Source organism: Lachnospira hominis (ex Liu et al. 2021) (genome assembly GCF_014287955.1).
In the GTDB taxonomy this organism is placed as follows: domain Bacteria; phylum Bacillota; class Clostridia; order Lachnospirales; family Lachnospiraceae; genus Lachnospira; species Lachnospira hominis.
In genome coordinates, this window is sequence record NZ_JACOPD010000002.1 from 177,069 (window position 1) to 189,712 (window position 12,644).

Sequence of the window (12,644 nt, forward strand, 5' to 3'; positions counted from 1 at the left end):
CCTCAGTGCCTTTCTTTTAAATTTTTTAAAATGAGGGTTATTATGTCAGATTATAACAATACACACAGTAACAATACTAATGACGATTTATATGATGATGACTATATTACATATGAAGAAACAAATGATGATGATTATATAGATGATGATGTTCTTGATCCGGAATTAGATGATTTCGATATTTATAGACAAAATCATTCTACAAACAAAAAATCATCATTAAATAAACAAAAACCAAAGCTCAATCCTTTTGTTGAAGAGGCTTTAAGCATAATCAAACTAATTGCCGTTGCATTTATAATAGCATTTATTTTTACACAATATATTATTGTAAATGCCGAAGTACCTACAGGTTCAATGAAAAATACCATCATGGAGGGTGACAGGCTTATCGGTTTCAGATTATCTTATTTGTTCAGCAAACCTGAACGTGGCGATGTAATAATTTTCAAATATCCTGATGATGAAAAACAAAATTTTGTCAAACGTGTAATCGGAATACCAGGTGATGTCGTTCAGATTATTCATGGAAAAGTTTATGTCAATGGTAATGAGCTGGATGAACCTTATTTACGTGAACCTATGAACGATAATGAAGAAGAACAGGTGTTTGTTGTTCCTGAAGGTCACTATTTCGTAATGGGTGATAACCGTAATGATTCTTTGGATTCAAGATATTGGAAAACAAGTAATTATGTTTCAGAAAAGAAAATTCTTGCAAAAGTAATATTCAGATATTACAACCAGTCAAGACATAAAATTAATTTCAAATTATTTAATTAATTTTCATTTAATTGATTTGAATAAACTACACATTTTTGCACATATTAAACATGTTCGGAATATCCGGACATGTTTTTTTTCGCGGAAATAATTATTTACGCAGAACAGGAGGATTTTATGACCACTTTAGGATGTAATGTAAACGCATGTTCACACAACAAAGACAATTGCTGCTGCCTTTCATCAATCGAAGTTCATGGAAACAGTGCATGTAAATGTGATGAAACATGCTGCGGTAGTTTCTACGAAGCCGACAGTGAAACAGCAAAAAACGCAAGCGAATCTCCTAAAATCAATCTAAGCATCTCATGTGAGGCTTCTAATTGTGTATATAACGAAGACAAAAAATGTAGTGCCGACCATATCGATATCTCAGGCATCTGTGCACAGGATGCATCAGAAACTGTCTGTGCTTCATTTAAGTGTAAGTAGTATAAATAATGGGAGAAACGTGTACCGCAAGGTGCACTATAAATAATAGGAAGTCCGCCATAAGCGGACTTCCCATTATTTATCAGAAAAGTGATAATTATTTCCACCAAGTTTTTTAATAAAATACATTGCCTCATCTGCAGCCGATACAATAGAATCTTCATTTGTTCCATTCTCGGGCACAATTGCAATTCCAAGACTTGAATGAATATTTATCATCGCATTGTCAACTTCATATGATTCTTTAAAAGAATCAATTATACGCTGTGCATACTGCCCTACAACGTTATAATCATGACTGTCAACGATAACAGTAAATTCATCGCCTGCAAATCTGTATACACGGAACAGATTATCATTTATCTTTTGTATTCTCCGGGCAACTTCCCTTAGAACCATATCTCCGCTATTATGTCCGTAGGTATCATTAATATGCTTAAATTTATCAATATCAAACAAAAATACACTAAATTGCTTATTATCGCCAAAATACTTTATCAAATCTTCCTTAAATGCCATTCTGTTCGGAAGACCTGTCAACATATCATGATTTGCAAGTTTTTCATATTTTTCCGTTGAAATACTTAAATTCTTATTTATCTTCTCTTTATGCATATTAGATGCAAACAGGCATACAGATATAACAATTAGAATTGCTATTATAATTCCAGAAAAGATAATAATATCCCTATTTCTTTCAAAAAAATTCTGTTCATGATTGATAATAATTGCAGTTTTAGGAAGCAATTTTGATGAAACTTCATATTTTTTCATAACATTCTCATCAAACATAATCACTCTCGGCGGTTCTGTCTGTACTTCAATACTTGAAACATCTGTACCATTAAAATACTGCTGTACCATTGACGCCGCAATTTTTGCCATCTCCTTCTGAGATACCATCTCACCACCGATAACGCCTTTTCCCATACCTATAGACACAATACTGAATGTAGGAACAGGTGCATTTTCTGATACAAGCTTTATTCCCTGTGAATCTATATATGTATTTCCGTCTTTATCACTGCTGCACATTATATATATAAGAATCGTATCCGAATCAAGACTTTTTATTTTTTCAATCAAATCATGCTGACTTAGTTTTGATGCATTAATTTCATCAAACTCATATTGCGGATAAATATTTTTATATTTATAATACTGTATTCTCTCACCCCTACCGGTAACAGTATCATCAAGAATTGCAACAATCTTTCTGGCATCCGGAATAATCTTTGATACAGCCTTAATTGTATTTTTGTATGAAAGACTTTCAACGACACCTGTAATCTGTGATGATGCTGAGACTTCAACTGCCTTATCACCATTGTTGACACCTTCAAAAAATATCGGAATATCTTTAAATAATGTATCCTTATTATCTACAGCAAAATTAAATGCTGCATCATCACCGACGATAATTGCATCATATGGTTCAACCTCGCCAAGATAATAAACCATATGCCTGTAAAAATCATCAACACTTTCTGATGATGTCAGATTTTTTGAATCCATAAACTTATAATCAATAACTACATCTTCATTAAGTACTTCTTTTATACCGGCAATCTGTTCAGGCACTGTTTCCCATGCATATGAATATGAGCTTATAAAAAGGACTCTCTTTTTTGCAGCATACTTGTGCTGATTTTCTTCCTGTGCATAAACACTCTTGTATAATAATGACATACTGCTCACTGCACTTATCATTATTATAATAAATAATATTGCTTTTAGAATTCTACTTCTTTTTAATCTGTCAGTTCCAAAAAAGCTTTTCATATTCTCTCCTGTCTCTGACACCGCCCCTGTACTTATGCGTTGCCGGTATTTTTATATTTTATCTTTGATATCTTTTTAATATCTCATATACCTCTTCCTGCGTAGCACATTTCATAACTTCATCTGCAACTTTATCTGCCTCAGCTTTTGTCCATTTTGCAATCTGTGCACGCGTCCTTAAAATTGATGATGCATTTACACTAAATTCCTTTAATCCAAATGATATAAGAAGTGGTGTAAGAAGTGGATCTGCAGCAGCTTCGCCACACATTCCCGCTATAATATTCTCATTTGCAGCTGCACTTATAATTCTTTTAATTGAACGTATAACTGCAGGATTGTATACAGAATATAAATATGCAACCTTTGAATTGCCACGGTCAACAGCCATTGTATACTGTGTAAGATCGTTTGTACCGATACTGAAAAAATCGGCTTCTTTTGCAAGCAGATCAGCGATTTCACTTGCCGCTGGAGTTTCAATCATAACACCGACACTTATATTTTTATCATAAGGTATATTTTCCCTATCCAGGTCAGCTTTGATATCTTCAACTAAAACTTTTACTTCTCTCAGCTCATTTACACACGTAACAAGAGGTATCATTATCTTTATTTTACCAAATACACTTGCTCTAATCAATGCTCTTAATTGAATTTTATACATTTCTTTTCTGTCAAGACAATATCTGACTGCCCTGAATCCAAGAAATGGATTATCCTCTTTTTCCATTCCAAGATATGGAATATTTTTGTCTCCTCCAACATCAAGCGTTCGTATTATTACTTCTTTTCCATCCATCATAACAGCTGTCTTTTTATATGCTTCAAATTGCTCTTCTTCCGATGGAATCTGCGTATTTTCCATAAATAAAAATTCTGTTCTGAAAAGTCCGATGCCTTCACCGTCATTATCTTTGACATTTTTTGCATCTTCCGGTTTCCCTATATTTCCAAACAGTTCTATCTCAATAGAATCAGCTGTTTTTGTAGCTTTGTTTCTGTATTTATTTAATTCTTCTTTATCTTTAAGATATTTTTCTTTCTTTGCTGTATATTCTGTAATCTCTTCTTTTGACGGATTAAGAATGACACATCCTTCTTTTCCGTCAATTACTGCCTCCATCCCATCTCTTGCATTGTCGGTTATATCATCTACGCTGAACACTCCCGGTATTTCCAAAGCTCTTGCAAGTATAGCAGAATGTGATGTAAATCCTCCTGCCTGTGTTATGATGCCTTCTACATTTTCCTTTACAATTCCGGCAGTCATTGAAGGTGTTAAATCTTTTGCAACAATTATGCTGCCTTTAGGCACTTCGCTTATATCAATATCTCTGTCTCCTGTAAGAATTTTTAACAGACGAAGCCTGATATCTTTAATATCCGCCGCTCTCTGGACTGTAAGCTCATCATCTGTCATTGTAAACATTTCAATAAACTGTTCACATACTTTATCAACAGCTTCTTCTGCACACATTCCGCTGTTTATCTTATCTTTAATTTCATCCTGCATAAACGGGTCTGACAGCATTATTATATGTCCCTCTATAATTTCTGCATTCTTTTCTCCTGCTGTTTTTCTCATATGTTCAGCCATTTTTGTTGTTTTTTCAATAAATTTATCAACTGCCTGTAAAAACCGTTTTATTTCATTTTCTTTATTCTCTGGCGATTTTATCTCGTACACAGGCATATCATTTTTTATAATAACAATTTTTCCGATTCCATAGCCCGAAGACCCACCAATTCCTTTATACATAACTGCCTCCTTTTAACTCCTAAACCACAAAGCCGCCGGAACATGAACCGGCGGCTTATCAATAGCTATACGTACTTTATTCTCCAAGTCCCGATTCAATTAATACGGCAATGCTTTCACAAGCCTCCTGCTCATCAGCACCATCACATTCAACTTCTATCTGGGAACCACATTTCATACATCCCGCAATAATATTCATAACACTCTTGGCATTAATCTTTTTTCCATTAAATACCAGACTAATATTACTTTTATATTTTGCCGCTTCTTTAGCAAGCACGCCTGCCGGACGCATATGAAGTCCCTGTTCATTTTTAATCACCACTGTTTTTGATACCATAATAATTCTCCTGTCTGTTCATTACGCTTTTATTTTCACTTTACTTTTTTCTTTAATGCTGAAAGAATTAATGCTCCAACTATACTTCCTACTGCAAGTGCAACTATATACATAAGCCAGTTGCCAACAACCGGAAATACAAATACACCACCATGAGGTGCCCTCAATGTACATCCAAATGCCATTGACAGACCACCTGCAACTGCCGAACCAACAATACAGCTTGGAATTACTCTTAATGGATCAGATGCTGCATATGGAATTGCTCCTTCTGATATAAAACATAATCCCATAATATAGTTTACCACGCCATTTCTTCTTTCTTCATCATTCCATTTATTCTTAAAAAATGTTGTTGACAATGCAATAGCTATCGGTGGTACCATTCCACCAATCATTACAGCTGCCATAACATCAAAGTTACCTGTAGCAAGCGACGCAGTACCAAATACATATGCAGCCTTATTTACCGGTCCACCCATATCAACGCTCATCATGCCTGCAACAATTATTCCAAGAAGAACTTTTGATGTATTTCCCATGCCATCAAGCCAATTGCTTATTCCTGTATTAATCCAGCCCATAGCAGGATTAACAGCACACATTACAAGTCCTATAATTATAATTCCGCCGAGAGGATATATAAGCATCGGTCTTATTCCGTCCATACTCTTTGGAAGCTTTCTGGTTATCTTCTCCAGAAGAAGAACAACATATCCTGCAACGAAACCTGCCAGAAGTGCTGCTAGAAATCCTCCTGAAATTCCGACTGTCTTACCCTGTGCAAGATCCACAAAATTAGTTCCGTTCATTGCAAGCACACCACCGGCAAAACCAACTGCAAGTCCGGGTCTGTCTGCTATTGATGATGCAATAAATGCGGCAAGTATCGGTAACATAAATGCAAAAGCTGCATTGCCTGTTGTCTTGAAAAATGCAGCAGCAGGCGTATTCATACCGAAATTAGACGGGTCAATTGAATAATCATCAAGAAGAAATGCAAGTGCAATCATTATTCCGCCGCCAATTACAAATGGAAGCATATGCGAAACACCATTCATAAGATGTTTGTATATTACATGCCATACGCCTTCTTTTTCACCTGATGAAAGGCTTTCCTTTTGTCCACCCTCCTCATGGTACACCGGAACTTTCTTTTCTACAATTTTGGTAATCAACTCTTCCGGTTTATGAATTCCATCCGATACTTTCGTAAACAATACCGGTTTTCCGTCAAATCTTGCTGTTTCTACATTTTTATCAGCTGCAACAATTATGCCATCGCACGCTTCTATTTCCTCAGCTGTAAGTGCATTCTTTACACCGCCCGAACCATTAGTCTCGGCTTTCAGGCTGTAACCCATATTTTCTCCAGCTTTCTGCAATGCTTCTGCCGCCATATATGTATGGGCGATTCCAGTTGGACATGCAGTTACAGCCAGTACACGATACTTTGCATTATTGTCATTTTGTCTAATCTGCTTTTCTCTTTGTTCTTTTTCATCTAAAGATTCTTCATCACCATATTTTTCTGATTCTTTTTCATCAATCACAGCCAAAAATTCCTGTTTGCTTTTTGCATTCAAAAGCTTATTTTTAAAATCTTCATCCATAAGAAGAACCATAAGGCGTGATAAAACCTCAAGGTGAACATCCGCACCGTCCTCAGGTGCTGCTATCATAAAAAACAGATTGGACGGCTGTCCGTCAAGTGCTTCATAATCAACTCCATCCGGTACTGTAATTGCTGCAAGTCCTGGTCTTTTTACTGCACTGCATTTTGCATGAGGAATTGCTATTCCTTCGCCAACAGCTGTTGACCCCTGCTCCTCTCTTGCTTTTATGGCCTGTGTATACTCAGCCTTGTCTGACAGATTTCCTGCTTTTTCATGAAGGTTTACCAAAATCTCAATAGCAGATGATTTGTCCTTAACTGAAACACCAAGCTCAATTCCCGATTCATTTAATAATTCTGTAATCTTCATGTCATCTTCCATCCTTTCTTTTTATTTTTTTATTTTTAACACATCTATTATATGTGTCATTCACTGTTATAACTGTTTTAACAATTCTTCCGTCTTTTCCTTAGTGGCAAGCCCTTCCAGAAAAGCTGTGGCACCGCCTGCGGCAGTTGCATATTTTAGGGCTTTTTCGTAATTCCTGTCCTTAAAATAACTTGCAACAAACCCCGCAACCATCGAATCTCCTGCACCTACCGAATTAACAACCTGTCCCTTTGCAACGCCTATTTTATATACCTTTTTGTTTTCCGTAAAAAGCACCGCACCGTCACCTGCCATAGAGACAAGCACATTTTTTGCCCCCATATCCTGTAATTTACCTGCATAATAGTTCATCTGTTCTTCATCAAGTGATGTCTTGCCAAACATTTCCGCAAGTTCATGGTTATTCGGTTTAATAAGAAATGGTCTGTATTTTAATACATTCAGTAAAAGTTCTTTTGTAGCATCAACCACAACATTAACATTCTTCCCTGAAATTCTTTCTATAAACTGCTCATATATATCTTCAGGAACACTTTTTGGTATCGCCCCTGCAAGTATCAGCATATCGCCATCTTTTATTTTCTCCAGTTTCTTAAAAAGCTTTTCAAGCTCATCTTTTGAAATTTCGGGACCTGCCGCATTAATATCCGTTTCCTTTGTGCCCTTAACTTTAACATTTATTCTGCTTAATCCACTGTTAAGATGTATAAAATCCGTCTGAACACCCAGATTTTTTACGCCACTTTCAATCTCTTCACCTGTAAATCCCGCAACGAAACCTAATGCTATACTTTCAACGCCAAGATTATGCAATACAGTCGAAACATTAATTCCTTTTCCGCCATATAAAACATATTCACCATGGCTTCTGTTTACCTGACCAGCTGTAAGATTATCAACATGCATCGCATAGTCAATTGCAGGATTCAGTGTAACCGTATAAATCATTCAACATGCACCTCCTTAATCAGAGTAAGTTCTTTATACTTATCTTTAACAATACCATCCGTTACAATACACGCTTTTTCTAACGGAGCAAATGTTACAGCTGTAACTTTGCCAAACTTTGTGTGGTCAGCAAGAACATAGCTCACATAACTGTGATTGACTGCTTCTTTTTTCAACATTGCTTCATCTGTGTCAACTGTTGTAAATCCATGGAACGGATGTATTCCGTTAGCACCGATAAAAGATTTTGTAAAATTGAATTTTTTTATGCTCTCAACAGCCTCACTGCCGACAACTGCCTCAGTCTTTGCTCTTATAAGTCCACCCGCCATATAAGTTTTAAATCCTTTAGATATCAGTTTTTTTGCATGTACAATTCCATTCGTAACAAATACGGCCGACACACTTATGTCTATATAATCAATAAGAAACTCTGTTGTAGTTCCTGCATCTATATATATAAAATCATCATTCTGGATTGTTGAAGCTGCATACTCTGCTATAGCTTTCTTCTCTGCTACATTCTTTTCGTACTTGGTATCAACATCATCTTCAGATGTAAGGAACTCCTGTTCAACTGCTGCTGCACCTCCACGGATTCTCTTTACTTTTCCCAGTTCATCCAGTGCTGTCAGATCTCTTCTTATTGTTGCCGCTGATGCACCTATTTCATTCACCAGCTGCTCAACCGTCACAGCCTGATTCTTTTCAACTGCTTCAGTTATCAGTCTGTATCGTTCCTGTGTCAGCATTAATAACCACTCCCTTAAACCATTTTCTTTATCTATGATTAAAATATCACTCTTTTTAATCATTGTCAATCATTTTTAATCAAATTCAATCATATTTTTTCATTTTTTGATTGATTTTGATAGAATTCAAGTCAAAAAAAGAGAGAAACCGACATTAAATGTCAAGCTTCTCTCTTTATATTATTAATGTTATGAATTACAAATCCATCATGCACAGGCATAAAACTTAGTCTGCCAAATGATTAAATTAAACTCTTGAAAGATATTCACCTGTACGTGTATCGATTTTGATTGTATCTCCCTGATTTACAAAGAGTGGAACCATAATCTTAGCACCTGTCTCAAGAATAGCAGGCTTTGTAGCACCTGTTGCTGTATCACCCTTAACACCAGGTTCAGACTCTGTAATCTGAAGTTCAACGAAAAGAGGTGGTTCAATAGCAAATACCTTGCCCTGATGCGAACATAACTTAACCATTTCGTTTTCCTTAACGAACTTTAATGCATCGCCTACATCTTCCTTTGCAAGAGCAATCTGCTCGAATGTTTCTGTATCCATGAAGTTGTAAAGATCTCCATCAGAATATAAATACTGATATTCTTTTCTGTCAATGTGAGCAAGCTCAAGCTTCTCTGTTGGTCTGAAAGTCTTTTCAACCACACCACCACTCACGATGTTCTTCATCTTTGTTCTAACAAAAGCAGCGCCCTTACCAGGCTTTACATGCTGGAATTCAATAATCTGCCAGATACCGTTATCCATCTGAACTGTAATACCGTTCTTAAAATCTCCTGCACTTACCATTCTTTGGTATACCTCCTAAATTATCAATAACTTATAATATTTTATAATAATCTTACGCATTTGGCAACTATTTTTTTAGCAAACAGCCACAAAATACATATTTTATACACTAAGAACCAAATTATAAAGATTTACTGCATATCACATAATGCCTGCATTGCATATAAATATCCGTTTAATCCGAGTCCTACAACCTGACCTGTACACACAGGTGCTGTAACAGATACATGACGGAATTCTTCTCTTGTATGAACATTAGAGATATGAACTTCAATCTTTGGAATTGATTCTATTGATGCAAGTGCATCACGTATAGCATAGCTGTAATGTGTATAAGCTCCAGGATTAATTACTATTCCGTCAACATTTTCAAAATATGCCTGCTGTATTCTGTCAATAATTGCTCCCTGTGAATTATTCTGGAATACTTCAACTTCCACACCAAGCTCTTCTGCTTTTTTATTAATCATATCAACAAGAGCATCATAATTTTGTGAACCATATATTCCTTTTTCCCTTATTCCGAGGAAATTGATATTAGGTCCGTTAATAACAAGTATTTTCTTCATTCTTTTATTTACCTTTCTATAATTATAAATCACAACCACATTATCTACATATTTTTTTGCAAAAACTCTTCCATCTGACTAAACATATCATTAAAAGCTATATCTTTCGTATCAATCTTAATGTCAGAAACACTGTCATAAATCTCTTTTCTTGCATCCATAAGCGTATTAATCTTTTCTTTGAGATTACCACCTGCAAGAAGCGGTCTTGTATTATCACCACTTAGTCTTTTAACAAGCTCATCTGCATCAGCCCACAGATATACAACTGTACCAAGCTGTGATAAAAGCTCTCTGTTCTCCTCTTTTACAGGAAGACCTCCTCCTACAGATATAACACAATTTTGTGTATCTCTCTCCAGAAGTTTGTTTAACATGTCTGTCTCAAGATTTCTGAAATATACTTCACCCTTTGACGCAAAAATATCAGAAATTGTTATTCCATTTTCTTTTTCTATAAGCTCATCAGTATCAACAAATTCCATTTTCTTATTAGCTGCAATCCATTTTCCGAATGTGGTCTTTCCTGACCCCATAAATCCAATCAGGATAATATTGTTTCTTTTACTCACTGATTCCAAGCTCCTTTTTCATATCCTCATATATTATATCAGCCATATCAGATGAAATCTTACAGTCATTCCAGAGTTCATACGCTGCAACGCCCTGGTACAGAAGCATTTTTAATCCGTTATAAGCCGGCTTGCCATGCTTTTTCATAAGTTTCATAAACATTGTCTCATATGGATTATAAATAATATCGACACCTGCCGCTGCATTCTCGTAAAACTCATCTGCCGTAACAGCTGTCTCATCATCATGCGGATGAAGCCCTACACTTGTTGTCTGTATAACAATGTAATCCTTTTTATCAAAGCTGCCACATTCAGAAATTCCTGCCGCCTTTGCTATATCTTTTTTTGCATATTCATTGACTGCATCTGCTATATTCTGTGCTTTTTCGAGCGTTCTGTTCATTATATAAATCTCTGATGCCTTCTTTCCTGCACAAAGAAAAGCAATCGCTCTTGCTGCACCGCCTGCACCTATTATAACAACACACTTGTCTTCAAGAGAAATGCCAACATCTGAAAGTTCTCTGTCAAGTCCGAGAATATCCGTGTTATACCCCTTAAATCCACCTTCAGTACGCACAAGCGTATTCACAGCCCCGATAGCAGCTGCAAGCTCATCAATGTCAACAAGTTCATCTATAACAGCCTGCTTATGCGGAACTGTAACATTAAGGCCCAGAATATCAAGTGCATATGCACCTTTAACTGCTGCCGCCACATTACCGGCTTCAACCTTAAAAGTTGCATATACAAGATTATCTCCTCTTAATCCGGCAAGCCTGTTATGAATAACAGGCGATATTGAATGTGCTACAGGATTACCTATAAGTCCGCACACTCTTGTTGTTCCATTAATATCCATCTTAACATATCCTTTTTATTTTTTATTTTTATAATCATCTGTTTGTCCATGTTTTTTACAATATCTTTTATAGAAAAAAAGAACTATCTTCTCAAGATATCTTTTTAAAACAATCTGAATCTCCTCATGCTTATCTATAGGCTTCACAAGCATGCTCAGGATTCCTGCCCTGTTGGCTCCCCATACATCAGTAAATATCTGGTCTCCGACAAAAAACACATTATCTTTGCCACAATTCATAATATCCATTGCCTTAATATAATTGACAGGCGATGGCTTGTTTGCCTTGCTTACATACTTTGAATTAACTTCATCTGCCAGAGGTTTCACTCGTTCTTCTTTATTATTTGAAATAATACACGTCTCGTATCCTATCTCATGAAGCCTGTCAAATAAATCCTTTGCTCTCTTTGTGACAGGTGCACCATGTTCTACAAGTGTATTGTCAACATCAAATATTATTCCGCGGTATCCTTTTTCGTAAAATTCACCATATTCTATATCATAAGCAGAATCATAATATCTGCCGGGATAAAAACATTTAAACATATATTCCTCATTAATTTTTCATGATAAATTATTTTAAAATTTTGTTAATTTCCTCAAGAAATGTATTGACATCCTTGAATTCACGATAAACAGATGCAAATCTTACATAGGCTACTTCATCGAGTTTTTTAAGTTTATCCATTACAATCATTCCGATCTTTGTTGTAGGAATCTCTTTTTCACCAGAATTAAAAATCTGTGTCTCAATCTCATCAACCATCTGGTTAATCTGTGCAAGTGACACTGGTCTTTTATGACATGAACGCACAATTCCCGCAACAATCTTTTCCCTGTCGTAAGGCTCTCTGTTGTCATCCTTTTTGATAACAATAATCGGCATCATCTCTATTTTCTCATATGTAGTAAATCTTTTTGCACATGACTCACACTGGCGGCGGCGGCGTATCGCTCCCTCCTCAGTCGGTCTTGAATCTATAACTTTTGTATTCTCATTTCCGCAATATGGACACTTCAAGGTA

General features: G+C 35.9%; 14 protein-coding genes. 2 read left to right on the top strand and 12 right to left on the bottom strand.

Annotated features, from left to right (window positions below):
* Nucleotides 1-42 precede the first annotated feature (42 nt).
* Entirely contained in the window at nt 43-783 is a 741-nt protein-coding gene (gene lepB, locus H8S01_RS03395; RefSeq protein WP_021865942.1) for a signal peptidase I, read from the top strand.
* Between the two features lie 117 nt (nt 784-900).
* The gene (locus tag H8S01_RS03400) at nt 901-1,215 is read left to right on the top strand and encodes a DUF1540 domain-containing protein (RefSeq protein ID WP_021865943.1); all 315 of its coding nucleotides are present in this window, start codon (nt 901-903) and stop codon (nt 1,213-1,215) included.
* 75 nt (nt 1,216-1,290) lie between these two features.
* On the opposite strand, the gene H8S01_RS03405 is transcribed toward H8S01_RS03400, so the two are convergent.
* From H8S01_RS03405 to nrdR, 12 genes are all read right to left on the bottom strand, one after another.
* Nucleotides 1,291-2,997 (bottom strand): diguanylate cyclase domain-containing protein, encoded by a 1,707-nt coding sequence (locus tag H8S01_RS03405; protein ID WP_186836179.1) that lies wholly within the window; start codon nt 2,995-2,997, stop codon nt 1,291-1,293.
* 58 nt (nt 2,998-3,055) lie between these two features.
* The gene (ptsP, locus tag H8S01_RS03410) at nt 3,056-4,759 is read right to left on the bottom strand and encodes a phosphoenolpyruvate--protein phosphotransferase (protein ID WP_021865945.1); all 1,704 of its coding nucleotides are present in this window, start codon (nt 4,757-4,759) and stop codon (nt 3,056-3,058) included.
* Nucleotides 4,760-4,835: 76 nt separating this feature from the next.
* On the bottom strand, nt 4,836-5,099 hold the full coding sequence (locus H8S01_RS03415; protein WP_186836180.1) for an HPr family phosphocarrier protein: 264 nt from the start codon (nt 5,097-5,099) through the stop codon (nt 4,836-4,838).
* Nucleotides 5,100-5,134: 35 nt separating this feature from the next.
* The gene (locus H8S01_RS03420; protein WP_186836181.1) at nt 5,135-7,084 is read right to left on the bottom strand and encodes a PTS fructose transporter subunit IIABC; all 1,950 of its coding nucleotides are present in this window, start codon (nt 7,082-7,084) and stop codon (nt 5,135-5,137) included.
* Between the two features lie 66 nt (nt 7,085-7,150).
* Nucleotides 7,151-8,053 (bottom strand): 1-phosphofructokinase, encoded by a 903-nt coding sequence (pfkB, locus tag H8S01_RS03425; protein ID WP_021865948.1) that lies wholly within the window; start codon nt 8,051-8,053, stop codon nt 7,151-7,153.
* On the bottom strand, nt 8,050-8,868 hold the full coding sequence (locus tag H8S01_RS03430) for a DeoR/GlpR family DNA-binding transcription regulator (RefSeq protein ID WP_330605479.1): 819 nt from the start codon (nt 8,866-8,868) through the stop codon (nt 8,050-8,052). The genes pfkB and H8S01_RS03430 overlap by 4 nt, the downstream gene beginning before the upstream one ends.
* 184 nt (nt 8,869-9,052) lie before the next feature.
* Nucleotides 9,053-9,610 (bottom strand): elongation factor P, encoded by a 558-nt coding sequence (efp, locus tag H8S01_RS03435; RefSeq protein ID WP_021865950.1) that lies wholly within the window; start codon nt 9,608-9,610, stop codon nt 9,053-9,055.
* 131 nt (nt 9,611-9,741) lie between these two features.
* Nucleotides 9,742-10,179, bottom strand: coding sequence for a type II 3-dehydroquinate dehydratase (gene aroQ / locus H8S01_RS03440; RefSeq protein WP_021865951.1), 438 nt, complete (start codon nt 10,177-10,179; stop codon nt 9,742-9,744).
* 44 nt (nt 10,180-10,223) lie between these two features.
* Complete coding sequence (locus tag H8S01_RS03445; RefSeq protein WP_021865952.1) at nt 10,224-10,751, bottom strand: shikimate kinase; 528 nt, start codon at nt 10,749-10,751, stop codon at nt 10,224-10,226.
* Nucleotides 10,744-11,616, bottom strand: coding sequence for a shikimate dehydrogenase (gene aroE, locus H8S01_RS03450; protein ID WP_021865953.1), 873 nt, complete (start codon nt 11,614-11,616; stop codon nt 10,744-10,746). The genes H8S01_RS03445 and aroE overlap by 8 nt, the downstream gene beginning before the upstream one ends.
* Before the next feature lie 15 nt (nt 11,617-11,631).
* Nucleotides 11,632-12,165 (bottom strand): YqeG family HAD IIIA-type phosphatase, encoded by a 534-nt coding sequence (locus H8S01_RS03455; RefSeq protein WP_186836182.1) that lies wholly within the window; start codon nt 12,163-12,165, stop codon nt 11,632-11,634.
* A gap of 28 nt (nt 12,166-12,193) precedes the next feature.
* Nucleotides 12,194-12,640: a transcriptional regulator NrdR gene (gene nrdR, locus H8S01_RS03460; protein WP_021865955.1), complete on the bottom strand. Its 447-nt coding sequence runs from the start codon at nt 12,638-12,640 to the stop codon at nt 12,194-12,196.
* Between the last annotated feature and the right edge of the window lie 4 nt (nt 12,641-12,644).